Here is a 25,528-nt window from a genome sequence, read left to right on the forward strand (position 1 = left end):
AACCGTTCCGGTATTCATGTCTAAAGTCGTTACCCGCTTCGCGCCTTCCCCCACGGGCTTCCTCCATATCGGCGGTGCGCGCACGGCGCTGTTCAACTGGGCCTTTGCCCGCAAGCACGGCGGCACCATGCTGCTGCGCATCGAGGACACCGACCGCGAACGCTCCACCCAGGCCGCTGTCGAGGCGATCAAGGATGGGCTGTCCTGGCTTGGGCTGCACTGGGATGGCGAAGCCATTTCCCAGTTCGAGCGTGCTGGCCGCCACGCCGAGATCGCTCATGAGCTGATCGCCAAGGGCCATGCCTATAAGTGCTATTGCTCCCCGGCCGAACTCGACCAGATGCGCGAGGAAGCCCGCGCTGCCGGGAAGCCGCCGCGCTATAACGGCTATTGGCGCGACCGGGACCCGAGCGAAGCCCCTGAAGGCATTGCCCCCGTAGTGCGCATCAAGGCGCCGCTCTCGGGCGACATCGTGGTCAATGACCATGTGCAGGGCAAGGTCGTGTTCAAGACCGAGAACCTCGATGATTTCATCATCCTGCGCTCGGATGGCACCCCGACCTATATGCATGCCGTGGTGGTGGACGATCACGACATGGGCGTCACCCACATCATCCGTGGCGACGATCACCTCACCAATGCCGCCCGCCAGATCATTATCTACAATGCGATGGGCTGGACCGTGCCGGAGATGGCCCACATCCCGCTGATCCACGGCCCGGATGGCGCCAAGCTCAGCAAGCGGCACGGCGCGCTGGGCGTAGATGCCTATCGCCAGATGGGGTATCTGCCCGAAGCTCTGCGCAACTATCTCGCGCGTCTCGGCTGGAGCCATGAGGACGACGAGATCTTCTCGACCGAACAAATGATCGAGTGGTTCAGCCTTGAAGGGCTCAACAAGGGCGCCGCGCGCTTTGACTTCGTCAAACTCGAAAACATCAACGGCCACTATATTCGCGAGGCCGCGCCCGACTATCTTTATGATGTCATGATCGCCACGGCCAAGGAAGTTGGTCGCACCGTCGACCTTGAGGGCCTCACCGCCAACAAGGACACCGTGCTGGCTGCCTTGCCCGAGCTGCAGCCGCGCGCCAAGACGGTCCTTGAGCTGATCGACCTGGCGCAGTTCATCTATGCCACCCGCCCGCTCGCCATCGACGCTGCAGCTTCGGCGCTGCTCACCCCCGACTCACGTGCGGTGCTGGCCGATATGGCGAGCACGCTCGAAGGTCTTGATGACTGGTCGGTGCCGGCCATCGACGCCGCCATGCGTGCTCTGGCTGAAACAAAGGGGCTCAAGCTCGGCAAGCTCGCGCAGCCCTTGCGCGCAGCGCTCACCGGCCGCACAGTTTCCCCGGGAATCTTCGAGGTGATGGTGCTGATCGGGCGCGAAGAAACCATGGCGCGGCTGGGCGACCAGGCTGCTCAAAGATAACAAACCAATCGGGTAAGTACTGCTTACCCTTAGTTGCGGCGACCGGGGCGAACTGCTACCCCACACTACAACTGAACAGGCAATAGCCGGCCCCCTCTGCGGTGTTTTCTGCACTCCAGGCCGCGGGCCATCGAGGAGAGTTAAATGACCGATCCAGTCGCCAAGCTCACTATCGGGGACCAGACTTTCGAGTTCCCGGTACTGTCAGGAACCGTCGGCCCCGATGTGATCGATATCCGGTCGCTGTATTCCAAGACGGGCATGTTCACCTACGATCCCGGCTTCACCTCCACGGCCGCCTGTGACAGCGCCATCACCTATATCGATGGCGACAAGGGCCAGTTGCTCTATCGCGGCTACCCGATCGACCAGCTTGCCGAAGGCAGCAACTATCTCGAGGTCTGCTACCTCCTGCTCTACGGCGAACTGCCGAGCAAGACCGAACTCAATGACTTCGAAACGCTCGTGACCCGCCACACCATGGTGCATGAGCAGATGCACTATTTCTACCGCGGCTTCCGGCGCGATGCCCACCCGATGGCGATCATGACGGGCGTCGTTGGCGCCATGGCCGCGTTCTACCACGACTCGACCGACATCAACGATCCGCAGCAGCGCGAGATCGCCTCGATCCGCATGATCGCCAAGATGCCGACCATTGCGGCCATGGCCTACAAGTACTCGGTGGGCCAGCCCTTCGTTTACCCGCGCAACGATCTCGATTACGCGTCGAACTTCCTGCATATGTGCTTCTCGGTTCCCGCCGAGGAATACAAGGTCGATCCCGAGATCGCCCGCGCCATGGACCTGATCTTCACGCTCCATGCCGACCACGAGCAGAACGCCTCGACCTCGACCGTGCGCCTGTCGGGTTCGTCCGACGCCAATCCATTCGCCTGTATCGCTGCCGGCGTTGCTTGCCTTTGGGGCCCCGCTCACGGCGGCGCCAATGAAGCGGCGCTCAACATGCTGCGCGAAATCGGCACGGTCGACCGCATTCCGGAATATATCGCGCGCGCCAAGGACAAGAGCGATCCGTTCCGCCTGATGGGCTTTGGCCACCGCGTCTACAAGAACTTCGATCCGCGCGCGACCGTGATGCAGGAAACTGCCAAGCGCGTGCTCGCCATCCTCGGCGTCGAGAACAACCCGACCCTGCAGGTCGCCCAGGAACTGGAGCGCATTGCGCTTGAGGACCCCTATTTCGTCGATCGCAAGCTCTACCCCAATGTGGACTTCTATTCGGGCGTGATCCTCGACGCGATCGGGTTCCCCACCTCCATGTTCACCGTGCTCTTTGCCGTGGCTCGCACCGTCGGCTGGATTGCGCAGTGGAAGGAAATGATCGGCGACCCGCAGAAAAAGATCGGCCGTCCACGCCAGCTCTATGATGGCGCCCCTATGCGGGACTATGTCTCGATCGAAGGCCGCTAACCGGCGCTGAGATGAGCCAGGATCCGGTCAGCTGGATCCTGGCGCGCTATGCCGGGGACGCCCTCGGTCATCAGCTTGCGAAGCTCGCCGAAAGCCACTTGCTGGGCCTGGCGGGCTTCTTTGCTGTCGAGCAGCGCTGTGGCGTGATTTACCAGCATTTGGGGTGATGGTTCGGTCATCACCAGCTCGTCGAGCACCGCACGCCCAAGGATGATATTGGGCAGCGAGATCATTGGTCGGCCCAGCTTGCCGAACACCCGCGACTGATGCTTGTCCATCACATAGGTAACGACCATGGGCACGTTCGAGAGCGCCAGCTCCAGCGTCGCCGTACCCGCCACCGACAGCGCCAGCACCGAGCGGCCATAAAGCTCCACCCGCTCCGCCCGGTCGCTCGTCACCGTTACCGGCACCGACCAGTCGGCGACTTCATCAACGAGGCGCGGCTTGAGCGTAGCCAGCGTAGGAATTGTTATCCCCGTCACCGCCGGATGCTGCGATAATTGCTCCACTGCCGTTTTGAACAAGGGCAAGTGCCGGCGCAGTTCACCGTCGCGGCTACCGGGCAGCAGGATAAGTTCGCCGCGCTCCGCAGGAGCTCTAACCGGCCGACCTTCGGCCAGTGCGGGGTGCCCCACATAAGCGGTAGGTGGGCCACCGAGCCGCGCCATCACTTCGGGCTCGAAGGGCAGCACTGCGAGCACTTCATCGAACAAGGGCTTGAGCTTGGCGGCGCGATGCGGCGCGCGGGCCCATACCGAGGGCGCAACATAAAGGATCAGCGGTTTGCGATACCCCATTGCGCGCAGCCGCCGCGCCACAAGAGCCGAAAAGTCCTGCGCGTCCACCAGAACAGTCACATCAGGCGCCGCAGCGCGAATTGCCCGCGCTGTCTGCTCCACCCGCCACAGCAGCAGCGGCAGCCGCTTGAGCACATCCGTAATGCCCATCACCGCCAGATCGCTCATCGGAAACATCGAGCGCAACCCAAGCGCCGTCAGTTCGTCGCCCCCGACGCCACTGAGGTCGAGCGGCCCCCGCGCCTGCAAGCGCCGCACCAGGTCGGCGGCGATGCGGTCTCCCGAAGGCTCGCCGGCCAGCATGAAGAGCTTGAGCGGCTTACGCATCGGCCAGCTTGATGCCGATAACGCTTACCCCGTGGCGCGCCGCCGCCTCGACAAGCGCCGCCCGCTGCAGCACAAGACTGCGGCCGGCCTCCACGGCAATCACCGAGATGCCCGCCGCTGCACAATTGTTCACCGTATCCGGCCCGATCGCCGGCAGATCGGCGAAGGCGGGCTGCTGCGGCTTCATCGCCTTGGCCAGCACCATGGGCGTACTGCCGTCCCCCGCCAGCCCAGTGCGCCGCAGTTCGCCAATTCGAGCGATAAGCGCATCGGTGCCGCCGATATCCTCTACCGCAATAACCCGACGCCCCGAGGCCACGGCCGCTTGCCCGATATCGAGGCCGCCGATCGCGCGAGCGACGCCCAGCGTGTAACTTGCGGCCAGAACAGCCTCATCTGCAATCCCCGGCCCGGCAATACTGCCTTCCGGGGCCAACAGGTCGGGGGCCAGTTCATGCACACCGATCAAATCGGCACCTGTCATCTTCTTGAGTACGGATCCAATCGCCGCCAGTTCGGCGTCACCGACCGGCCCCGCCTCACCACTTGGCGAGGGCGCACCATTGCCATTGGCAAATCGGATCAGGCCTTCCCGTGCCTTGTCGGGCAAGTGAATCCCGCCGGCAAAGGCGATATGGGTCGTACGAAATACCTTGAGCGACCAGATGATCCCTAGGGGATTATCGAGCTTGGCCTCCACCATCTTGATCTTGGCCAGATCGGGCCGCGGGGTCAGCGCCAGCAACTGCACCTTGTATCCGACTTCAAGTGCGGCCTGCACGACATGGGGCACCAGATCTCCGGAACCCGCAAAGATCGACAATCGCCGCGCCGAACGCCACATCACTCGGCCGAGTGGCCGTTCCGCGGCATCAGGATCGGCCGATCCGAGGCTGCGCCGATAAAGGTCACGACGTCCTGCACCAGCTTGTCGTCCTTGAACAACTCGGCGGCGTCCTCGACGCGCTCGCGCAACGTACCCTCGTTGGAAAAGATCATGCGGTAAGCCGCGCGCAAGCGGTGGATCGCCTCCCGATCGAACTTGCGGCGCTTCAGACCCACGAGATTGAGCCCCGCCAGCGATGCGCGGTTGCCGACCGCCATGCCATAGGGGATCACATCACCATCGATCATCGACTGGGCGCCGATAAACGCATGGTTGCCGATCCGGGTGAACTGATGCACCACGCAGATGCCACCGAAGATTACATTGTCTCCGACATGGCAGTGCCCAGCGATACCAACATAGTTGGCCATGATGACATTGTTGCCGATGATGCAGTCATGGGCGACATGGGCATTGGCCATGATCAGGCAGTCATTGCCGATCTGTGTCAGCATGCCGCCATTCTCGGTGCCGGGATTGAGCGTCACCGCCTCACGGATGGTGCAGCGCTCCCCGATCACGAGGCGCGATGCCTCGCCGTGATATTTCAGATCCTGGGGCACGTGCCCCACGGAAGCGAAGGGAAAAACGCGGGTGTCAGCCCCGATTTCGGTGTGGCCATCGACCGACACATGCGAGATCAGCTCGACATTGTCGTGCAGCACCACGAACTCGCCGACAATGCAGTAGGGACCGATCTTGACCCCCTGCCCCAGTTGCGCGCTGGGTGCGACGATGGCGGTGGGATGCACAAAGGCTTGAGTCACGAAGTGGCCTCGACAATCATTGCAGTAATCTCGGCTTCGGCGATGACCGTGCCATCGACAATCGCCCGCGCCTCGTAGCGGCCGACATTGCGGCGGCGCTGGATCTTGGCGATGTGAAACTCGATCTTGTCGCCTGGAATCGCCGGCTTGCGGAACTTGGCCTTGTCCACGCCCAGCATCAGCACGATGTTCTTCCGGCCCGTGCCGGAGTCATGCTTGATCACGATGGCGCCGGCGGTCTGCGCCATGCCTTCGATGATGAGCACGCCCGGGAAAATCGGGTTCTCAGGAAAATGACCCTGGAAGATGGGCTCGTTGAAGGTGACGTTCTTGATGCCCACGGCCGTTTCGTCGCCGTCGATGTCGATGATCCGGTCGATCATCAGCATGGGGTAGCGATGCGGCAGGCTCTTGAGGATTTCAGCCAAGCTCATGGCCCCGAGCTCGGTTGCAGTAGTCACGTCCTCAGTCATGCCGTCTGTCCCCCTTGGTCAATTTACGCATGGTGGCGATCTCGCGCCAAAAGTCTCGAATGTCCTGCGCCGGCGCCCCGGCGAGCTTGGAGCCTGCGGGCCAGTCCTTGGTGACCGCAGCGCGGCCATGTACGACCGAGCCGGCGCCAATGGTCAAGTGACCCGAAGTGCCTACCCCGCCGCCCATCAATACGCCGTCCTCGACCACCGTCGAGCCGGACAATCCGGACATCGCGGCGATGAGGCAGTTGCGGCCGATCCGGCAATTATGCCCGATCTGCACCAGGTTATCGATCTTCGTGCCCTCGCCCAGGCAGGTGTCGCCAAGGGCCCCGCGATCCACGGTGGAATTGGCGCCGATCTCGACGCGATCCTGGATCAGCACGCGCCCGAGTTGCGGCAATTTGCGGTTCGTCTGGCCGAAGTCAAGCCAGCCAAAACCTTCGGTGCCGATGCGTACGCCCGAATGCAGCACCACGTCATTGCCGATATGGGCGCAATCAATAGTGCAGTTGGCCGCGATGGCACAATTGCGCCCGATCGTCACCCCGGCCCCAATAACGGTGTTGGCGCCAATCGTGGTGCCCCGCCCTATCTCGACCCCGTAGCCGATCACGACATTGGAGCCAATCGACACCTCGAGCTCGAACACCGGCGCCCCCAGATCGGCCCGTTCCGCGGCCATCACGCCCCGTGTGCTTGCGGGATAGAGGTAATCCAGGAAATCGGCAAAGAGGTGGTGCGGCTTGGGGGCCGTTATCGCTATGACGCCCTCCGGTACGGCGTCGCGCAGTTCGGCCGAAACAATGACCGCCCCGGCGCTAGTGCCGCGTAGCTGCTCCAGATACGAGCTGTGCGCCGCCAGTGCAACATCCCCGGGGCCGGCGAGCTCCAGCTCGCTTGCACCGGTTACGATATGACCGGCGGCTTCTTCGGATAGACCGGCAAGCAGGTCGGTCCGGCCAAGGCTGGACAGAATGGTGCCGATGGAGGCGGGACCGGAAAAACGGTGAAAGCGGGTGTCGACCATTATGTCACTTAAAAAAGCAAAGAGCCGCGGCGCTACCGCCCCGCGGCTCTTAGAACTGTTTCACGCCCGGGCGACTAGAGCAAGGTCGACAGGGTCAGCTGGAACACCTGGGTGCGATCGGCCTCGGACTTGCTGAGCACGTGGGAGAAATCGCCACGCAGCGGACCAAATGGCGAGTCCCAGATCAGCGACGCACCGATGGAGGTCCGCAGCGGCTCGTTCTCGCTGCCCGGGTCCACAGGGTTGCCCTGCGCATCGGGGATACCATCCACCCATGCAGCGTCAGCCCAGACGGCGCCGCTCACACCATAGCTCTCCGGCAGAACCGGGATCGGGAACTGAACTTCGGCAGAAAGACCGGCATACATGGTCGCACCGAGATATTCGCCGCTTTCCAGGCGCGGCCCAAGGCCACGACCTTCGAACCCACGGATCAGCTGCGAACCGGGCATGAACGCCTCAAGCGGGCTGACTTCGCCATCGCCCAGAGCGTGGACGATACCGGCCTGGCCCTTGACGCTGGCCACGATCCCGCTGTCATCGAGCAGCGGCACAAAGTAGCGCCCACGAGCCTCGGTCTTCACCAGGTTGTAGTCCCAGCCGATATATTGCTGGGTGAAGGTCGCATAAAGGCCCTCGGTCGGCTTCTTGACGCTATCAACACCGTTCCAGGTGAGGGTGTAGCCGATAAAGGCCTTGTAGAATTCCTCACCATCATCGAACAGCGCCGAGTTGTCGGGATCTTCGTCCACGACGACCTTCTGTTCGATACCGGTAAACACTGTACCCGAGAGGTTGCCAAGGATCGGGGCGCCGAAACGCACCTGGCCGCCGGTAGAGGTAAAGCCGTAGAAGTTCCGATCGGTCTCATCGACGATGCGGTGATAGGCATCAACGCCCGCCGACACCTGCAGACCCATGAAACGGGGCTCGGTGAAGGAGAAGTCGAAGGTCTTGCCCGATTCCGAGGCACCAACAGCGGCACGCAGATACTGGCCACGACCAAGGAAGTTACGCTCGGTCAGCGAGACCTCGCCCAGGATACCTTCGGTGGTGGAGTAACCGGCCGTGGCACCGTACTCACCCGTGGAGCTCTCGGTCACAGCGATATTGACGATGACCTTGTCGGCGGAAGAGCCGGGCTGGGTCGTCACTTCAACAGCTGAGAAGTAACCCAGATCCTGGATTTCCTTGCGACCGCGAACCAGCAGTGCACGGTTGAAGGGGTCGCCTTCAGCGAACTCCAACTCACGACGGATCACGAAGTCACGCGTCTTCTCGTTGCCGGTGATGTTGACGCGCTCGACATAAACGCGAGCACCCTCATCCACCAGGTAGGTAACGTTGAACCGGCCATTTGTGACGTCACGATCCATACGGGCGCGGACGTCAGCAAAGGAATAGCCCTGCGCCGTGGCTTCATAAGCCATGTCTTCGATGGTGCGCTGCAGATCCGTAATGGAGTAGCGACCACCCTCGTTCGTACGCACAGTGCTGGTCAAAGCCTGCGTATTGAGCCCCTCGATGCTGGTCTCGATGCCAACATTGGCGAACTCGTAGCGCTGACCTTCATTGACGGTAAAGTTGATGAAGTAGGCATTACGGGCAGCATCATACTCGCCGACCGAAGTAACCTGCGCATCGGGATAACCGCGATTGGCGTAGTACAGGCGGATCAACTCACGGTCGACGGCAATCCGGCGATCATCGTAGGAGTCATCCTTGAGCAACCAGCTCAGGAAGCCCGTTTCCTTGGTCGTGATGGCGCCCTTGAGGTTGCCCGTGCTGAATGCATTGTTGCCAGTGAAGTTGACGGCGGCGATGCCAGCACGCTCCCCTTCATTGATCACGAAGGTAACCCGCACCCGGCCATCGGCGATGGTTTCAGTCCGCGCTGTCACACCGACCGACATGAAGCCGTCGGCGTCATAAGCCTGACGGATGCTTTCAATGTCGGAAGCAAGACGCTGCTGGGTGAAAACACCGGAGGCGGACACATCCACCATGGCCAGCAACTGAGCGTCCGAGAAGCGGCGATTACCTTCGAACAACACCGAGCCGACCAGTTGCTCCTGAGCCTGCGCCGCGACTGCGCCGATAAGCGGAACACCAGACCCGATAACAGGAGCTGCAGCACTCAGGATTGCGAGCGCCACGCCGCGCATAAGCTTCGATTGAGTCATATTAATTTGCCTTCTGCGACCGGCTCGGGGACTCGCCATGCACAGCAATCCCCCCAGCCCACTCCATTGAACCGTTTTACCGGTTATTTAACCAAGGACAAGGCTAAAGCCGCGACGCGGTTAGCAAATGCTTGGATGCCTTGTATTCGTGCAACACCTTGAGAACCAAGGTTAAGAAGCATTAACCCAGCGTCCGCAAATAGGCGAAGAGCGTATCGTTAAACAGCGTGAAGACCATTAACGCCACCACCAATGCGAAGCCGAATCGGAAGCCTATTTCCTGAACTTTAATGCTTAGTGGTCGTCCCCGCACTGCCTCAACGAGGTAATATAACAGGTGTCCACCATCGAGCATGGGAATCGGCAGCAGGTTGAAGACGCCGATGTTCAGCGACAGTAGCGCCATAAGGTTAATCAGAGGGATGATGCCGAGTGTGGCCACCTCCCCCGAAACCTTGGCGACTTTTACGGGTCCGCCGAGTTGCTCGACATCGCCCCGCCCGACAAAGAAGTCCCCCAGGAACGCGCCCGTGCGCTGGATGATGAAGCGGATTTCCTCAAAGGTCATCCCGATCGCTTCCACCGGACCGGGCCGGTAAAGCGTCACCTCGGTTTGCTCGACATCACGGCTGACGCCGATGCGGCCGATGCGCTGGTTGTTGCCGAAGCGGTCCTGCACATCCACGGCCTCGGGAACGAGGACAAGGCTTTGCGGCGCGCCGTTGCGTTCGATCTCGAGGGTCACCTGGCGCTCGGGGCTGGTGGCGACGAAGCGTTGGAAATCCTCGAAACCGCGCACGGCATAGCCATCAACACTGGTGATCACATCGCCAGCCTGCAGTCCTGCCGACTCGGCGACCGACCCGGCAATCACCTCGGTGATCACTGGCGGAATGGTATAGCGTCCATAGCCCAGCAGCAGGGCATAAAGGATCAGGAAGGTCAGCAGTATATTGGCGATCGGCCCCGCAGCGACCACGGCAATGCGTTGCCAAACATTCTTGTTCTGAAATAAATGAGGCGCCAGCGCCGGGTCAACCTGTGCGAGGGCCTCCGGATCCGGAACGCTTGCAACATTCATGTCGCCGGTGAACTTCACATAGCCGCCCAACGGAATGGCCGAGATCCGCCAGCGCGTCCCCGCCCGGTCGTTCCAGCCGATCAGCTCCGGGCCAAAGCCGATGGAAAATGCATCCACGGCCACACCATTCCAGCGCGCGACCAGGTAGTGGCCCATCTCATGAACGAACACGATCACGGTCAGAACGACCAAAAACGGAATCACATAGGACAACGGCCAGGCCACAAAATCGAGCATTGAATACCTTGTTCCGGCGGCGGCGTCTGGTTCAACCTACCAGTAGAGGAGCCCTTCGGCTACCGCGCCCCAACCCGCATGCATTGCGCCAATCGCAACAACCAGCAGCACACTCAATGTCAGGCTGTCCAGGCGATCCATCAAGCCCCCGTGCCCGGGAATAATGTCGCCGCTGTCCTTTACCCGGAAGTGCCGCTTGACGGCGCTTTCGCACAGATCGCCCAATTGCCCAAGAACGCTGATTGCGGCTGATAGCAGCAGGCCGATCCACCATGGTGAGTCCGAGACCAAAATCCAGACCACGAGCCCGGCTGTTGTGCCGAGTGCCAGGCCGCCCAGAGCGCCGGACCAGGTCTTGGACGGCGAAATATCGGGCGCAAGCTTCTCGCCACCGATCTGGCGACCGGTGAAAAAGGCGGCGGAATCGGTCATCCACACAACGGTGCCGAGGTAAAGGCCAGCCCAGACACCAGAGAAACTCGTCCCCCTGAGTGCCTGGGCGGCAATGATGACGGCGCCAAACAGCACCAGCCCTGCAACTCGCCACCACATGCCCTCACCTCGGGCCAGCAAGGCAAGCACGCAGGCAAGGGCAATGATAGCAATCGACGCCGAAATTCCAGCGAAGGGATAAACCAGACCCGACAATGCCACAGCCGCAATGAGCATCCAGCCGAAAGGCGTCAGCGGCGCCCGGGAAACCATGGTTTCCCATTCGCGATAAGCTCCGGCAAACACAAGGCTAACAACAAGGGCAAAGAAGGCGCCCCCGATGTAAAGGGCAGATGCCGTCAAGGCGATCAACACCACGGCAGACCCAATGCGGGGCCCCAGATCAGCCCAGACCCGACGGCGCGGCGGCGAAGGCTGTCCCAAAGGGGCGTCCGGCATAGTCATGGCCCAGCAGATCCGATCCCACCGAAACGCCGATCGCGCAGCGAGAAAGTTTGGAGAACTTTCAGGAAACTCTCTTCCCCAAAGTCGGGCCAGTATTCGTCCACAAAGACGAACTCCGAGTAGGCGGCCTGCCACAACAGGAAGTTGGAAATGCGCTGCTCGCCGCTGGTGCGGATGATCAAGTCAGGGTCCGGAATGCCGGCGGTGTAAAGTGCACCGGCAATGGTTTCCTCGGTAATGTCCTCCGGCGACAAGCGTCCCGCGGCGACTTCCCTGGCGATCCGGCGCGTCGCATTGGCGATCTCTGCCTTGCCGCCATAGTTGAACGCCACAATCAGGACGAGGCCAGTGTTGTCGCGCGTCTTGGCTTCGGCATCGTCAATCAACCGAACCAGCGATGGCTCCAGCCCTGCCCGGTCGCCAATGATGCGTACCTGCACATTGTTGCGGATCAGGCGCTGCAAGTCAGAGGCAACGAAGCGCCGGAGCAGGTTGAAGATAAAGGCGACTTCTTCCTTGGGGCGGGTCCAGTTCTCGGACGAAAAGCTGAACACCGTCAGGTGCGGCACGCCATAGTTGATGCACAGCTCAACCAGGTTGCGCAGCGACTTGACGCCTTCGATATGCCCCTCGGTGCGCAGCTTGCCACGCGCCTTGGCCCAACGGCCATTGCCATCCATGATGACGCCGAGATGCACAGGGATGCGCAGGCGCGTTCGAGGCGCGAGTTCGGCGGTGATAGCGGGTTCGCTGGACATCTACGCCCTCCCGGCGCAGTGCAAGACCGTCAGACCTGCATGATTTCCTGTTCTTTGGTCGCGACGACGGCATCGATCTCCGCCACGGCGGCATCGGTAGCCTTCTGCACCAGGTCGGATTGCGTGCGAGCATCGTCCTGGCTCATGTCACCGTCCTTTTCGGCCTTCTTGAGAATGTCCATGCCATCACGACGGATGTGACGCACGGCCACGCGGGCCTGTTCGGCATAATTGTGGGCAACCTTGGTCAGCTCGCGCCGACGCTCTTCATTGAGCTCTGGTAGCGGAACGCGGATCACCTGGCCTTCCCCGATGGGGTTCAGGCCCAGGCCGCTGTCCCGGATAGCCTTCTCGACGGCGTTAGCCATCGAGCGATCCCAGACCTGGACGCTCAGCATGCGGGGCTCGGGCACGGTCACGGTGGCAACCTGGTTCAGCGGCATCCGCGAGCCATAGGCTTCCACCGACACCGGCTCCAACAAACTGGCGCTAGCGCGACCCGTGCGCAATCCGGCAAGTTCCTCACGCAGGGACGTGATGGACTTCTGCATCCGGTTCTTGAGATCACTGAGGGAGTAAGTGGCCATGATGTGCGTCCTTATAGGCTATTTAGCTTTACCGACTCGTGTACTGCGAGCCGTGCCAGCTAGAACGCCGGACAGACCTTCCTGGTCGTCCAGCGCATAAACGATTATTGGCAATGCATTGTCACGCGCAAGCGCGAAGGCGGCGGTGTCCATGACTTTGAGGTTGCGGCTGATCACTTCGTCATAGCTCACGCTTTCATAGCGCGTGGCCAGGGGATTCTTCTTGGGGTCCTCGGAATAAACCCCATCAACCTTGGTACCCTTGAGCAGCACGTCGCAATCAAGCTCGATCGCCTTGAGCGCAGCAGCGGTGTCCGTGGTAAAGAACGGATTGCCGGTGCCACCGGCGCAGACCACCACATAACCCTCATCCAAAGCAGCCTTGGCGGCGCGTGCGGTGAAGTTATCGGCGACCGATGGCATGGTGAGGGCCGAAAACACCTTTGACTTCACGCCCTGGCGGGAAATGGCATTGGAGAGCGCGAGGGAATTGATCACCGTGCCGAGCATGCCCATCAGGTCAGCGGTGACGCGATCCGTCCCATCGGCAGCCACGGCCATGCCACGGAAGATGTTACCGGCGCCAATGACAATGGCGATCTCCGTCCCGCCCTTGGCGGCATCGGCAATCTGGCTGGCCACGGAATGGAGAAATTCAGGCTCGATGCCGAAGGACTGATCGCCAGCTAACACTTCGCCCGAGACCTTGAGCAAAATGCGTTTGTAGCCGGTCATCGGCAATTCCTTCTGCAAAAAACAAGGGAGCCGAAGCAGCCTGCTACCCTATTGCACAGCTGTGAGCGGCGGGGAAGCGGGCGTGATGCGGATTTGAGCGTGTCGGCATACGCGAAAGAACGGAGGCAGGCCCCTACGAGGGCCCGCCTTCGCCCGGTTATTACTGAGCAGGCTGCTCGTTCTTGATGCCAGCGGTAGCGGCAACTTCGGCAGCGAAGTCGGACTCGACCTTCTCGATGCCTTCACCCAAAGCGTAGCGGATGAACTTGGTCAGCTTGATCGGCGCGCCGACAGCCTTTTCCGCGTTCTTGATCGCATCGCCAACCTTGGTTTCGCCGTCGATCACGAAGGTCTGCGCCAGCAGCGTGACTTCCTCGTAATACTTGCGCACGCGGCCTTCGACCATCTTCTCGATGATCTCGGCTGGCTTGCCGCTTTCGCGGGCCTGCTCGGCAAAAATCGTGCGCTCGCGCGCCACGACATCCTGATCAAGGTCGTCGGGCGAGATCGAGAGCGGGTTGGTGGCGGCAATATGCATGGCGAGCTGCTTGCCCAGCGTTGCCAAGGCAGCCTTGTCACCGGTGGACTCAAGGCCAACCAGAATGCCGATCTTGCCCATGCCAGGCTTGACGGCGGAGTGCACATAGCTTTCCACCACGCCATCGGAGACCGCCAGGGTTTCCGTGCGGCGCAGATTCATGTTCTCGCCGATCTTGGAGATCGCTTCGGTCAGTTCAGCCGAAACCGAATGCCCCGAGCCGGGGAACGGCATTTCGCCGAGCTTGACCACGTCGCCGTCCGCATCGAGTGCGAGCTTGGCGATATTGCCAACGATGTTCTGGAACTGCTCGTTGCGAGCCACAAAGTCGGTCTCGGAATTGACTTCGACCACAGCGGCCTTGTTGCCGCTGGTGGCGACGCCGACGAGACCTTCAGCGGCGACCCGATCAGCCTTCTTGGCAGCCTTGGCGAGGCCGCGCGTGCGCAGCCAATCGATCGCGGCTTCCATGTCGCCATTGGTCTCGGCCAATGCCTTTTTACAGTCCATCATGCCCACGCCAGTCGCCTCGCGGAGCTGCTTGACCATGCCTGCAGTGATTTCCATAGGGTTCACCCTTTGGCGGCCTCACTGGGAGGCCGCGTTCTTTGGTTCAAGATGAAATCCAGCGCGCTGGATCAGTTGGCGGCGGCGGTCTCTTCGGGGAGATCTTCGGCCGGAGCCTGGTCGGCTGCACCAAGATCTGCACCCAGAGCGCTTGAAGAGCGGCCGATGCCGTCGATCGCAGCCTTGGACACGAGCGACACATAAAGCTCCAGCGCACGGCTGGCGTCGTCATTGCCCGGAATCGGGAAATCGACGGTGTCGGGATCACTGTTGGTGTCGACGATAGCGATCACCGGGATGCCCAGGCGGCGAGCTTCCTTGATGGCGTTCGCTTCCTTGTTGGTGTCGATGACGAACAACAGGCTCGGAACATTGCCCATGTCCTTGATGCCGCCAAGGTCACGCTCCAGGCGCTCCTTTTCGCGGCTCATCATCAGGCGCTCTTTCTTGGTGCGCAGCGCAAGCTCGTCTTCGCTCATCGCCTCAAGTTCGCGCAGACGCGAGATCGAGTTCGAAATGGTCTGCCAGTTGGTCAGGGTACCACCGAGCCAACGCGAGTTGACGTAGTACTGCGCCGACTGCTTGGCCGCATCGGCGACCAGCGGGGCGGCCTGACGCTTGGTGCCCACGAACAGAACACGGCCGCCGTCAGCAACGGTGTCGCTTATCAGCTGCAGGGCGCGGCTGAGAGCCGGAACAGTCTGGCTCAGGTCGAGAATGTGGATGTCGTTGCGAACACCAAAGATGAAGCGCTCCATCTTGGGGTTCCAGCGGTGCTTCTGGTGGCCGAAGTGGACGCCTGCTTCGAGCAATTGACGCATGGAGAAATCGGGCAAAGCCATGATGGCTGCTCCTTGTTTACCGGTTGATGCCGCCACGAGATCTTGCGGCGGGTTGCCCCGCCACCGGATGGCCTTCCAGAGGAAAGCCGGCCTCGTGTGTGAAATCGCGCTGGCCGCAGCCAGACACATGCGCGGATATAGGGGAGGATAGCCGCAAAGGCAAGCACCAGTCTGTGCCGTGGGCCCCATGCGGCACCATGGCTCGGGCCTAATGCAGCCTTACATCCGCGACCCCCTCGAGCGCCTTGATGCCAATGGCGATCTCGGTGTTGAGGCGGTAGCCCCCTGGCAGTTCGATCTCGTATTCGCGTTCGCCCCCACCGCGGACGACGACAAAGTTGACCGAGCCTTCCCCGCCCCGCTTGAGCTGGGCGCTGATTGGCCCGAGGCATCTCGCGTCGTCAGCGAAGACGGTGAGGCGCCGATCCACTTTTTCCGCAACCCCTTCGATCGCCTCGGCGGACAACAACCTGAGGCTTACACCGTCGGCTCGCTCGTCGGCGCCGACCTGCAGGATCACGGATTTGCCGGGCTGCAGCACGCCGCCAAACTCGTTGATCTGTTCGGAAAAAGCGATGCACTCAAAGGTGCCGGTCTGGTCCGACAGGGTCAGGATCATCATCGGCGTGCCCTTGCGGGTTCGGCGATCCTGGCGGCTCGCGATAGTACCCGCGAGGCGTCCCGCCGACGCCCCATCCTTGACTGCACGCTCGAAATCGCTCCAGCGCTGCACACGAAGCTTTTCGAAGAGGTCCGAATAGGCGTCCAGCGGATGAGCCGAAAGGTGAAACCCGATCGCGGATAGTTCACGGTCGGCGCGCTCGGTGGAGTTCCACGCCGGGATCCCCGTGGGCAGTCGGAACGGTTCGGGGCCCGCAGAATCGAACATGTTCCACTGCCCTTCATTGCGCTCACTCGCCAGCGCCTGGGCGGTGCCGATCACAGCATCCATGGCGGCGAAGGCAACTTCGCGGCGCGGCACCAATTCATCGAAGGCGCCGGCATTGACCAGCGTTTCCAGCGTGCGCTTGTTGAGCACCCGCGGGTCGACCCGTCGGGCAAAGTCGCCCAGGTCCTTGAAGGGCTGGTCGCCGCGAACTTCCACAATATGCTCGGCCATGGCCCTGCCGACGCCTTTAACGGCGGACAGACCATAATGGATGCGATCGTCCTTCACCGCGAAGACCACTTCCGACTTGTTCACGCAAGGTGCCACGACTTCTATGCGCTTCTTGCCCGCCTCGCGGCGGAAGTCGGACAGCTTGTCGGTCTGCGCCATGTCGAGGGTCATGGAGGCGGCATAGAACTCGTGCGGATAATGCTCCTTTAGGTAAGCCGTCTGGTAGGACACCCAGGCGTAAGCGGCGGCGTGGCTCTTGTTGAAGCCGTAATTGGCGAACTTGGCCAACAGATCAAAGATCTGATCGGCGAGCGCTTCGCTGACGCCCTGCGGGCCCGAGCCTTCGCGGAAGCGGATGCGCTGGTTATCCATCTCCGCCTTGATCTTCTTGCCCATGGCCCGGCGCAGCATGTCAGCTTCGCCCAGCGAATAACCCGACAAGAGCTGGGCGATCTGCATCACCTGCTCCTGGTAGACGATGATGCCATAGGTTTCGTCGAGCACTTCGCTGAGCTTGGGATGGGGGTATTCGACCTCCTCGCGGCCGTGCTTGCGGTCGATGAAGCTCGGAATATTGTCCATCGGACCGGGCCGATAAAGCGCGTTCATCGCGATCAGGTCTTCAATGCGGTCGGGCTTGAGGTCCATCAAGGCGCGGCGCATGCCGGGCGATTCAAACTGGAAGATGCCGTAGGTGTCGCCGCGGGAATAAAGCTTATAGGTCGCCTTGTCGTCGATCGGGATGGCGTCGATGTCGAGCTCGACCCCGCGCTTCTTGACCATGTCCACGGCATAACGGATCGTGGTCAGGGTCTTGAGACCCAGGAAGTCGAACTTCACCAAACCCGCCGGTTCAACCCATTTGAGGTTGTATTGCGTCACCGGCATCGCCGAGCGCGGATCGCGGTAAAGCGGCAGCAGTTCTTGCAGCGGCCGATCCCCGATCACGATGCCGGCGGCGTGGGTCGAGGCATGGCGGAACAGACCTTCAAGCGACTTGGCGATCTCGACGAGTTGGCCAACCGTCTCGTCGTCCTCCGCCATCTGCTTGAACTGCGGCACCTCATTCATGGTGCGCTCGATGGACCACGGGTCGGCCGGATTAGCTGGCACGAGCTTGCAGATGCGGTCCACCTGGCCATAGGGCATCTGCAGCACGCGACCGACATCGCGCAGCACGGCGCGGGCCTGGAGCGTACCGAAGGTAATGATCTGAGCGACTTGGCTGGCGCCATACTTGCGCTGCACGTAGTCGATGACCTCTTCGCGCCGATCCTGGCAGAAATCGATATCGAAGTCGGGCATGGAAACGCGTTCCGGATTGAGGAAGCGTTCAAACAGCAGATTGTAGCGAAGCGGATCGAGATCGGTAATGGTGGTGGCATAGGCAACCAAGGAACCGGCGCCCGAGCCGCGGCCTGGGCCGACGGGGATGTCGTGGGCTTTCGACCATTGGATAAAATCGGCCACGATCAGGAAGTAGCCGGGGAACTTCATCTTCTCGATGATGCTGAGCTCGAAATCGAGCCGCTCGCGATATTCGGTTTCGCTCTTGCCAGGGGCAATGCCGGTAGTCGCAATGCGCTTGTCCAGCCCCTCAACGGCGATGCGGCGCAACTCCGCCGCTTCCGCTGCCACAACTTCGTCTTCGGTGGCGTGCGAACCGGCGGCAAATTTTGGCAGGATGGGCCCACGCGTGCGCGGCCGATAGGCGACCCGGCGAGCGATCTCGATGGTCGAATCGAGTGCTTCGGGCAGATCGGAAAACAGCTCCGCCATTTCGGCGCGGGTCTTGAAATAATATTGGTCGTTGAGCTTGCGGCGCTCTGTTTGCGCCAGCACCGTGCCGCCGGCAATCGCCAGCAGCGCGTCATGGGCCTCGTACTCCTTGGCCGATTTGAAGAAGGGCTCGTTGGTTGCAACCAGTGGTATGCCATGGCGGTAGGCATAATCGATGAGTCGCGGCTCGACCGACGCCTCCACCGCCCTGCCATGGCGCTGCAGCTCGATATAGAAGCGATCACCGAATAGGTTGGAAAGTCGATCTAGTCGAGCGAGCGCATTGTTGTCCTGGCCCATGGCGAAGGGCATGTCGATGGCTCCTTCGGGCCCGCCTGATAGGCAGATCACCCCTTCGAGCCCTTCGGGGCTGAGCCAGTCGAGGCGCGCGCTGGCATTGCCGCCCTCCCCTTCCAGGTAGGCACGCGACACCAGTCGCGACAGATTGGCATAGCCAGTTTCGCTGGTGGCCATCAGCACAACGCTGGATTTGCCGGCCCAAGCCACATGGCCGCGTTCGCTCACGCGCTCTTCGGCCGCTGCGAAATCGAATGGGAGCTCCACCCCGATCAGGGGCTGAATGCCCTTCTTGCTGGCCTTCTCGGAGAATTCCAGGGCGCCGAACAGATTGCTGGTATCAGCAATCCCCAATGCGGGCTGGTGGTCCTCCTTGGCCAGCTTGAGAATGGTCTCAAGCTGCAGCGCGCCTTCCAGCAGCGAAAAGGCAGAATGGACGTGAAGGTGAATGAAACCGGGGCCGCTCATGCTCGTCTCCTAGGCCGTCTTTGTGACAGCCTGCGGGCAGCGGCGGAACCCATTGCGGTGCCGTTGCCCACAACAAGCCTCACACGAGTCGGCTGACGATATCCATCCAGGTGAGCGAGCCAATGGTGAAGGCGCCGAGAGTGACGAACGCGGCCAAATCCTTGATGAAGGTGATCATGTCGGTGTCTCCGTTGAATGCCCTCCTTGTATGTTCTTGTTTTGTTCTTGTCGAGATTGAACTCCGTGAACAGCGTGGATTGCCGCTGATTGGTTAGCTGATCGTTAAGGGATGAACGGGCGAGCGAGGTCCCCGCCGGTTGTTAAGGCGGGAGAAGAAGCTGCGCGTAACCATTCAGGCGGCCGCCAAATGGCAGAGGTTCAGAAGGCAAACGCCCCCTCCCCGGCCTGGCCGAGGAGAAGGAGCATCAAGCGTCGGCGGCCGAGGCTAAAGCGTGTGTTCGACGACCAGACCGCCACGCAAGGTGACAATGCGGTCGGCCCTGCGAGCAAGGTCATGATTGTGGGTGGCGATCAAGGCCGCGGCGCCTTCGTTGCGGATGAGGGAGCGCAACGCTTCGAACACCAGATCGCTGGTGTCCGGATCGAGATTGCCCGTCGGCTCATCGGCAAGGATGACCTTGGGGTGGTTGGCTGCGGCTCGGGCAATCGCGATGCGCTGCTGTTCGCCGCCCGAGAGTTCGGCCGGCCGATGGGTCGCCCGTGGCTTTACGCCAAGCAAGTCGAGCAGTTCCATCGAGCGGGCCTGTGCCTCCGCGCTCGTCTTGCCCGCGATCAGCTGGGGCATGGAGACATTCTCCAGCGCCGTAAACTCGGGCAGCAGATGATGGAACTGGTAGACATAGCCAACTGTCGATCGCCGCAATTGCGTGCGGCCACGATCACCAAGCTTGCTGGTGCGGATGCCGGTGATCTCCACCTCGCCGCTTTGCGGCGACTCCAGCAGCCCGGACAAGTGCAGCAATGTGGATTTACCCGCACCCGAGGGCGCGACGAGGGCAACCAGCTCGCCGCTCTCCACCGTCAGATTGGCGGCTTCGAGCACGCGAACAGTCGCGTCGCCCTGGCCATAATGGCGGTGAACATCGGTCAGGACGAGGTGCGGTCTACTCATAGCGAAGCGCCTCTACCGGATCGTATTGGGCTGCCCGCCAAGCGGGATAAAGGGTGGCCAAGAAGCTCAGCGCGAGCGCAAGGCTTACCACGATGGTGACTTCCAGCGGATCGGTCTTGGACGGCAAGGACGACAGAAAGAACACCTCAGGTGGGAAAATCGCCACTCCGAGCGTATTGGAAATAAACGCTCGCAGCGGCTCGGCATTGGCAGCAATGATAAGCCCCAGAACGGTTCCGACCACCGTTCCGATCACCCCGATCGTCGTGCCTGTGATGGAAAAGACCCGCATGATGGCGCCCCGCGTCGCGCCCATGGTGCGCAGCACCGCGATATCGGCGCTCTTGTCCTTCACCAGCATGATCAGGCTCGAGATAATGTTGAAGGCCGCAACCACGATGATCATCGAGAGGATGGTGAACATCACCACGCGTTCGACCTGAAGGGCCGAGAAAAAGGTCTCGTTGCGCTGCTGCCAGTCGGTCAATACCAATGGACGACGGTCCGGATCAGAAAGCCGCTCGCGCATCAGCGTGACGTCATCGGGATTATCGATGAAGATCTCGGCGGCCGTTACGCGCGGCACCCGCTCAAAGGCGGCATCGATTTCCGCATCAGTGGCCATGGGTCCGAGCGGGGGCTGTCCGGGCTTGAGCACCTCGTCTACGAGCTTGAAGTAATCCTGCGCGGGCTCCAGCGGCATATACATGAACAGCGAGTCGAACTCGATCATGCCCAGATCAAAGATGACGCTCACCGGGTAGGAGCGGATCTGGGGCGTGCTGCCAAATGGCGTCATCGCCCCATCCGGATTGATGATGGTTACCTGGTCTCCCAACGACAAGCCAAGCGTTTGGGCCAGGCGGTAGCCAATGGCAACGCCACGGCCCTCATCCCAGCCATCCCAGCCGCCTTGCTCGGCGGCCTGATACAACAGGTCCAGCTTCTGGATGTTCTCCAGGTCCATGCCGCGAACGCTGACCCCGGTGGAATTGCCGCGCCCGGATGCCAGCACCTGCCCTTCCACGAAGTAAACCGCGAAGTTCACCCCTTCGACCTCTTCAAGATCCGCGATGGCAGATTTGTAGTCGGTGAACTCACGCTCGATCGGGAAAGCCGTGAAGTGGCCATTCAGCCCCAGGATCTTGGTCAGCAGTTCCTCGCGAAAGCCGTTCATCACCGACATGACCACGATCAGCGTCGCAACGCCGATGGCGACGCCAACCATGGTCAGGCTGGCGATCACGGAGATGAATGCTTCCTTGCGGCGGGCGCGAAGATAGCGGCCGGCAATCATCCATTCGAAGCGGGAGAACGGGCGCGTGCCGGCGCTCACGGCGGGCTGGACCTGATCGGTCAAATGTCAGTCTTTCTTTGCGGTTCAATCAGCGAGCGGAGCCGCTCGACGGCGGCGGCGATAGGCAGCGTCTCGCGCTCGCCGGTCTTGCGATGCTTGATCTCGGCCTCACCCGATTTAAGCCCGCGGGGCCCAAGGATGATCTGGTAAGGAATGCCGACCAGATCGGCGGTAGCAAACTTACCGCCCGCTGGCTGATCGCGATCGTCATAGAGCATGTCGAGACCCGCTGCCTGCAACTCGCCATAAAGGGCGTCGCAGGCTGCATCGCATGCCGCATCGCCGGCCTTGAGGTTGATCAGCACGGCCTCGAAGGGCGCGACGCTGACGGGCCAGATGATGCCGGCATCGTCATGGCTGGCTTCAATGATCGCGGGCAGCAGACGGGTCAGGCCAATGCCATACGAACCCATATGCACGATGGTTTCCTTGCCGTCGGGTCCGGTGACGCTCGCCTTCATTGGCTCGGAATACTTGGTGCCGAAGTAGAAAATATGGCCGACCTCGATGCCACGCGCGGAAATGCGCTTGTCCTCGGGCACCTGGGCCTCGTAATCGCCCATGTCCACCATCTCCTCGGTGGCAGCGTAGAGCGAAGTCCAGTCGTCGACGATGGGGTTGAGGTCGCCGCGGAAGTCGGTGTCCTTGGCCGGAATCGGCTTGTCCAGCAGGTCGCGGTGGCAGAACACCTGGCTTTCGCCGGTTTCGGCCAGGATGATGAACTCATGGCTGAGATCGCCGCCAATCGGGCCGGTATCGGCGCGCATCGGAATTGCGGTGAGCCCCATCCGGGCATAGGTGCGCAGATAGGCGACGAACATGCGCTGGTAAGCCCGTACGGCGTCTTCCTTGGTCAGGTCGAAGCTATAAGCGTCCTTCATCAGGAATTCGCGCGAACGCATGGTGCCGAAGCGCGGGCGCACCTCGTCGCGGAACTTCCACTGAATGTGGTAGAGGTTGAGCGGCAGATCCTTGTAGGACTTCACATAGGCCCGGAAGATGTCGGTGATCATCTCCTCGTTGGTGGGGCCATACAGGAATTCGCGCTCATGCCGGTCCTGGATGCGTAGCATTTCCTTGCCGTAAGCATCATAGCGGCCGGATTCCCGCCACAGATCGGCGGACTGGATCGTGGGCATTAGCAGCTCCACGGCGCCGGAGCGGTTCTGCTCCTCTTCGATGATGCGCTGCACCTTCATCAGTGCCTTGTAGCCAAAGGGCAACCAGCTATAGAGGCCCGAAGCCTGCTGGCGGATCATGCCGGCGCGCAGCATCAAACGATGCGAGACGATCTCGGCTTCCTTGGGAACGTCACGGAGCACTGGCAGGAAATAGCGAGACAGGCGCATAGCGACTCCGAAACATTAAAGCGAGGCAAGGGCTTGCTTGATGCCTATTGAAGGGCCGCGCGTCCATTCAATTCAAGCATAGAAGGCATGCAGAATCTGCGTGACAGTCCTACAACAACTTGTTAGGTTCCCTGTCAATAAAGCAAAGGCGGTTCACACCGCTAGACGTCGGCAGCGTCAGGGAGGAGCGTTGGCAGCCGCTTTCGAGCGAGCCTAAGACCAGCGTATGTCGTCAAACTCAAACAAGCAGGGCCATGTGCCCTGCTTTTTTGATTCAGTCTCCTAATCGCGCTACCCGCAAGACTAGGGTGGTGGAACTGCTTGCCGGCGCCAGTTCCGGTCATCGGCTCATCTCATCACCATTCAGTATTAATGTCCCTCGATCGAACCGGCGCACTCAGCGGTTCCAGTAGTCGTGCAAGATACCGTTGTTGACACCCCAGAGCAGCAAGGGCGTTACCACTGCAGCAAGGAGGGTCGCCACGATTACCTTGCGCAACAAGCGCGGCACTGCCGGCGCACCTGGCTCGGTGCCAGGCGTCACATTGCCAATCTCATGCTGGCTTTGTGTGCCGATGGGCAGCACTGCGACAAAGCAGAGCCACCAGACGACAAAGAAGACAGCGAGGATCGAGCCGATCGGCATGGCAATGCTTCTTTCCTGTTGGCCAACGAGACATGCGCGCGGCCGGTACTAAAGTCGAGGGGGCAGAATGCCGCCCTCAAGCTTCAGTTCGGACGATCATACCCGGTGCACGAACACCGACACATTGGGCTTGCGGCCCCAATAAAGGTTCACCTCGTTGCGGATCGCCTTGAATATCGCCGAGTTGAGCACTTCGGCATCGCTGCGCCGCTTGGGGGGCATGCTTTTCAACACGCCGGCAATCGTGTCCTCGACCAGATCGGTCAGGGATTCGTCCTCGGTCTCGGGCAAACCTTCAACAACCAGGTCAGGACCCGAAACGATCTGGCCATTGCTGCTGACGCAGAGGCTGACCACCACATGGCCGCCAAAGGACAGGCGGCGCCGACCCTTGACGCCGGATTCCTCAGGCGTGCACAGCACCAGACCGTCGAGATAAAGCTCGCCGGTGCGCACTTCGGCCGGAAAGGCCAGCGGCTCGGGGAACAAGCGCACCATGTCGCCATTGCGCGCATCGATCACATTGGGAATACCTGACTCCCGACCAAGCTTGGCATGCGCCTGCAGATGCGCCGCCTCGCCATGCACTGGCACCAGCACCTCGGGCTTGACCCAGGAATATAGCTTTTGCAGCTCGCCACGGCGAGGATGGCCCGTCACATGGACCAGGCCATTGTTCTGCGTGATCAGCTCCACGCCCTTGTCGATGAGGAGGTTCTGGATATCGATCACTTCGCGCTCGTTGCCGGGAATGGCCCAGGACGAGAAGATCATGCGATCGCCCGCATTAAGCTCAATGACCGGGTGCTCGCCCCGGGCAATGCGAGCAATGGCCGCGCGCGCTTCGCCCTGCGAGCCGGTGCAGATCAAAACGACCTTGTCGCGCGGCAGGCCACGATAAGCATCCTGGTCCAGCAAGGGCGGCAGACCTTCGAGCATGCCCAGCTCGCGGGCAATGCCCATGATCCGGTGCAGCGAACGACCCGACAGCACGACCTGACGCCCCGCCTTTTCAGCGGCGCGTACGATTGAAACAACCCGGCCGACATTGGACGCAAAAGTCGTGACCGCGACGCGATTTGGTGCATTGGCGATCAGCGCTTCGAGGTTGATCGCGACCTCGGCTTCGCTCGGGCTTTCGCCCTCCTTCATTGCGTTGGTCGAATCGCAGACCAAAGCAAGCGGCGTCGAGGTATCCTCGCCAATAGCCTGCAGGCGGGCAAAATCGGTCGGCTTGTTGATCACCGGCGTAGGGTCGAGCTTCCAGTCACCCGTGTGCAGCACGCGACCGATGGGAGTCGAGATCAGCAGCGCATTGCTTTCCGGGATCGAGTGCGCGACGTTGATGGCCTCTATGGTGAACGGGCCGACATTGAACGGCTTGCCCGGCTGCATGATGGTGACATCGACATTTTCTACAATGCCATCCCCTGCCCGCTTGGCGGCCAGCATAGCGGCAGTAAAGGGCGTGCAGTAAACCGGCTTTTCAAAACCCGGCCACAGATCCAGCACAGCGCCGTAGTGATCTTCGTGGCTGTGCGTCAGGATCAGTCCAAGCACGTCATCAGCGCGTTCTTCGAGAAATTCGGGATTGGCCATGATCAGCTCGATCCCCGGCAGATCGGGACCGCCGAAGCTGACGCCGCAATCAACAACGATCCACTTGCGTGAGCGCTCAGGGCCAAAGCCATAGGCGCCCATATTCATCCCGATTTCGCCGACGCCGCCGAGCGGCACAAAAACGAGTTCGTCCCTTTGGTTTTGAGCCATGGGCTATTCAGTCCTTTCTTGGCGCGGCGCGCG

At 61.2% G+C, this 25,528-nt stretch carries 21 protein-coding genes; 2 read left to right on the forward strand and 19 right to left on the reverse strand.

The genetic code is table 11. From position 1 onward, the window contains the following. Positions 1–16 precede the first annotated feature (16 nt). Positions 17–1,435 (forward strand): glutamate--tRNA ligase, encoded by a 1,419-nt coding sequence (gene gltX, locus AC3YMN_RS10025; protein ID WP_489889922.1) that lies wholly within the window; start codon positions 17–19, stop codon positions 1,433–1,435. Between the two features lie 144 nt (positions 1,436–1,579). Beyond that, entirely contained in the window at positions 1,580–2,869 is a 1,290-nt protein-coding gene (gene gltA / locus AC3YMN_RS10030; RefSeq protein ID WP_489889923.1) for a citrate synthase, read from the forward strand. Here the strand turns inward: gltA and AC3YMN_RS10035 are convergent. The 19 genes from AC3YMN_RS10035 to AC3YMN_RS10125 form a co-directional block, all read right to left on the reverse strand. Continuing rightward, a complete protein-coding gene (locus AC3YMN_RS10035) occupies positions 2,866–3,996 on the reverse strand; it encodes a lipid-A-disaccharide synthase (protein WP_489889924.1) in 1,131 nt (376 codons plus the stop codon). The genes gltA and AC3YMN_RS10035 overlap by 4 nt on opposite strands. After that, positions 3,989–4,789, reverse strand: coding sequence for a UDP-2,3-diacylglucosamine diphosphatase LpxI domain-containing protein (gene lpxI / locus AC3YMN_RS10040; protein WP_489889925.1), 801 nt, complete (start codon positions 4,787–4,789; stop codon positions 3,989–3,991). Before lpxI ends, AC3YMN_RS10035 begins: the two co-directional genes overlap by 8 nt. 50 nt (positions 4,790–4,839) lie before the next feature. Continuing rightward, on the reverse strand, positions 4,840–5,649 hold the full coding sequence (lpxA, locus tag AC3YMN_RS10045; RefSeq protein ID WP_489889926.1) for an acyl-ACP--UDP-N-acetylglucosamine O-acyltransferase: 810 nt from the start codon (positions 5,647–5,649) through the stop codon (positions 4,840–4,842). Next, positions 5,646–6,122: a 3-hydroxyacyl-ACP dehydratase FabZ gene (gene fabZ, locus AC3YMN_RS10050; RefSeq protein WP_172123317.1), complete on the reverse strand. Its 477-nt coding sequence runs from the start codon at positions 6,120–6,122 to the stop codon at positions 5,646–5,648. The genes lpxA and fabZ overlap by 4 nt, the downstream gene beginning before the upstream one ends. After that, positions 6,115–7,152 (reverse strand): UDP-3-O-(3-hydroxymyristoyl)glucosamine N-acyltransferase, encoded by a 1,038-nt coding sequence (gene lpxD / locus AC3YMN_RS10055; RefSeq protein WP_489889927.1) that lies wholly within the window; start codon positions 7,150–7,152, stop codon positions 6,115–6,117. Before lpxD ends, fabZ begins: the two co-directional genes overlap by 8 nt. A gap of 74 nt (positions 7,153–7,226) precedes the next feature. Further along, positions 7,227–9,335 (reverse strand): outer membrane protein assembly factor BamA, encoded by a 2,109-nt coding sequence (bamA, locus tag AC3YMN_RS10060; RefSeq protein WP_489889928.1) that lies wholly within the window; start codon positions 9,333–9,335, stop codon positions 7,227–7,229. A 181-nt stretch (positions 9,336–9,516) separates the two neighbouring features. Next, entirely contained in the window at positions 9,517–10,653 is a 1,137-nt protein-coding gene (rseP, locus tag AC3YMN_RS10065; protein ID WP_489889929.1) for an RIP metalloprotease RseP, read from the reverse strand. A 36-nt stretch (positions 10,654–10,689) separates the two neighbouring features. Beyond that, complete coding sequence (locus tag AC3YMN_RS10070; RefSeq protein WP_127753063.1) at positions 10,690–11,550, reverse strand: phosphatidate cytidylyltransferase; 861 nt, start codon at positions 11,548–11,550, stop codon at positions 10,690–10,692. After that, positions 11,547–12,308: an undecaprenyl pyrophosphate synthase gene (uppS, locus tag AC3YMN_RS10075; protein ID WP_489889930.1), complete on the reverse strand. Its 762-nt coding sequence runs from the start codon at positions 12,306–12,308 to the stop codon at positions 11,547–11,549. The genes AC3YMN_RS10070 and uppS overlap by 4 nt, the downstream gene beginning before the upstream one ends. 29 nt (positions 12,309–12,337) lie before the next feature. Beyond that, positions 12,338–12,895 carry a ribosome recycling factor gene (gene frr / locus AC3YMN_RS10080; protein WP_127753061.1) on the reverse strand — a complete coding sequence of 186 codons (558 nt, stop codon included), beginning with the start codon at positions 12,893–12,895 and terminating at the stop codon, positions 12,338–12,340. Between the two features lie 18 nt (positions 12,896–12,913). Further along, the gene (pyrH, locus tag AC3YMN_RS10085; RefSeq protein ID WP_127753060.1) at positions 12,914–13,630 is read right to left on the reverse strand and encodes a UMP kinase; all 717 of its coding nucleotides are present in this window, start codon (positions 13,628–13,630) and stop codon (positions 12,914–12,916) included. A gap of 160 nt (positions 13,631–13,790) precedes the next feature. Beyond that, the gene (gene tsf, locus AC3YMN_RS10090) at positions 13,791–14,735 is read right to left on the reverse strand and encodes a translation elongation factor Ts (RefSeq protein WP_127753059.1); all 945 of its coding nucleotides are present in this window, start codon (positions 14,733–14,735) and stop codon (positions 13,791–13,793) included. 71 nt (positions 14,736–14,806) lie between these two features. Beyond that, the gene (gene rpsB, locus AC3YMN_RS10095; protein WP_127753058.1) at positions 14,807–15,577 is read right to left on the reverse strand and encodes a 30S ribosomal protein S2; all 771 of its coding nucleotides are present in this window, start codon (positions 15,575–15,577) and stop codon (positions 14,807–14,809) included. 208 nt (positions 15,578–15,785) lie between these two features. Then, positions 15,786–19,241, reverse strand: a complete 3,456-nt coding sequence (gene dnaE, locus AC3YMN_RS10100; RefSeq protein WP_489889931.1) for a DNA polymerase III subunit alpha — start codon at positions 19,239–19,241, stop codon at positions 15,786–15,788. Between the two features lie 445 nt (positions 19,242–19,686). Next, positions 19,687–20,373, reverse strand: coding sequence for an ABC transporter ATP-binding protein (locus AC3YMN_RS10105; RefSeq protein ID WP_172123312.1), 687 nt, complete (start codon positions 20,371–20,373; stop codon positions 19,687–19,689). Further along, positions 20,366–21,670 (reverse strand): ABC transporter permease, encoded by a 1,305-nt coding sequence (locus AC3YMN_RS10110; protein ID WP_489890192.1) that lies wholly within the window; start codon positions 21,668–21,670, stop codon positions 20,366–20,368. Before AC3YMN_RS10110 ends, AC3YMN_RS10105 begins: the two co-directional genes overlap by 8 nt. Positions 21,671–21,729: 59 nt before the next feature. After that, positions 21,730–23,079 (reverse strand): proline--tRNA ligase, encoded by a 1,350-nt coding sequence (gene proS, locus AC3YMN_RS10115; protein ID WP_172123311.1) that lies wholly within the window; start codon positions 23,077–23,079, stop codon positions 21,730–21,732. A 397-nt stretch (positions 23,080–23,476) separates the two neighbouring features. Then, positions 23,477–23,725: a DUF1467 family protein gene (locus AC3YMN_RS10120; RefSeq protein WP_172123310.1), complete on the reverse strand. Its 249-nt coding sequence runs from the start codon at positions 23,723–23,725 to the stop codon at positions 23,477–23,479. Between the two features lie 96 nt (positions 23,726–23,821). Further along, positions 23,822–25,495 (reverse strand): ribonuclease J, encoded by a 1,674-nt coding sequence (locus tag AC3YMN_RS10125; protein WP_127753053.1) that lies wholly within the window; start codon positions 25,493–25,495, stop codon positions 23,822–23,824. Between the last annotated feature and the right edge of the window lie 33 nt (positions 25,496–25,528).

This window comes from Devosia sp. Z11_6, assembly GCF_058133665.1.

Bases quoted from the DNA above. Each gene is read 5' to 3' on its own strand.
- gltX (WP_489889922.1), top strand. From the start codon at position 17: ATGTCTAAAGTCGTTACCCGCTTCGCGCCTTCCCCCACGGGCTTCCTC.
- gltA (WP_489889923.1), top strand. From the start codon at position 1,580: ATGACCGATCCAGTCGCCAAGCTCACTATCGGGGACCAGACTTTCGAG.
- AC3YMN_RS10035 (WP_489889924.1), bottom strand. From the start codon at position 3,996: ATGCGTAAGCCGCTCAAGCTCTTCATGCTGGCCGGCGAGCCTTCGGGA.
- fabZ (WP_172123317.1), bottom strand. From the start codon at position 6,122: ATGACTGAGGACGTGACTACTGCAACCGAGCTCGGGGCCATGAGCTTG.
- lpxD (WP_489889927.1), bottom strand. From the start codon at position 7,152: ATGGTCGACACCCGCTTTCACCGTTTTTCCGGTCCCGCCTCCATCGGC.
- bamA (WP_489889928.1), bottom strand. From the start codon at position 9,335: ATGACTCAATCGAAGCTTATGCGCGGCGTGGCGCTCGCAATCCTGAGT.
- rseP (WP_489889929.1), bottom strand. From the start codon at position 10,653: ATGCTCGATTTTGTGGCCTGGCCGTTGTCCTATGTGATTCCGTTTTTG.
- AC3YMN_RS10070 (WP_127753063.1), bottom strand. From the start codon at position 11,550: ATGACTATGCCGGACGCCCCTTTGGGACAGCCTTCGCCGCCGCGCCGT.
- uppS (WP_489889930.1), bottom strand. From the start codon at position 12,308: ATGTCCAGCGAACCCGCTATCACCGCCGAACTCGCGCCTCGAACGCGC.
- frr (WP_127753061.1), bottom strand. From the start codon at position 12,895: ATGGCCACTTACTCCCTCAGTGATCTCAAGAACCGGATGCAGAAGTCC.
- pyrH (WP_127753060.1), bottom strand. From the start codon at position 13,630: ATGACCGGCTACAAACGCATTTTGCTCAAGGTCTCGGGCGAAGTGTTA.
- tsf (WP_127753059.1), bottom strand. From the start codon at position 14,735: ATGGAAATCACTGCAGGCATGGTCAAGCAGCTCCGCGAGGCGACTGGC.
- rpsB (WP_127753058.1), bottom strand. From the start codon at position 15,577: ATGGCTTTGCCCGATTTCTCCATGCGTCAATTGCTCGAAGCAGGCGTC.
- dnaE (WP_489889931.1), bottom strand. From the start codon at position 19,241: ATGAGCGGCCCCGGTTTCATTCACCTTCACGTCCATTCTGCCTTTTCG.
- AC3YMN_RS10105 (WP_172123312.1), bottom strand. From the start codon at position 20,373: ATGAGTAGACCGCACCTCGTCCTGACCGATGTTCACCGCCATTATGGC.
- AC3YMN_RS10110 (WP_489890192.1), bottom strand. From the start codon at position 21,670: ATGATTGCCGGCCGCTATCTTCGCGCCCGCCGCAAGGAAGCATTCATC.
- proS (WP_172123311.1), bottom strand. From the start codon at position 23,079: ATGCGCCTGTCTCGCTATTTCCTGCCAGTGCTCCGTGACGTTCCCAAG.
- AC3YMN_RS10120 (WP_172123310.1), bottom strand. From the start codon at position 23,725: ATGCCGATCGGCTCGATCCTCGCTGTCTTCTTTGTCGTCTGGTGGCTC.
- AC3YMN_RS10125 (WP_127753053.1), bottom strand. From the start codon at position 25,495: ATGGCTCAAAACCAAAGGGACGAACTCGTTTTTGTGCCGCTCGGCGGC.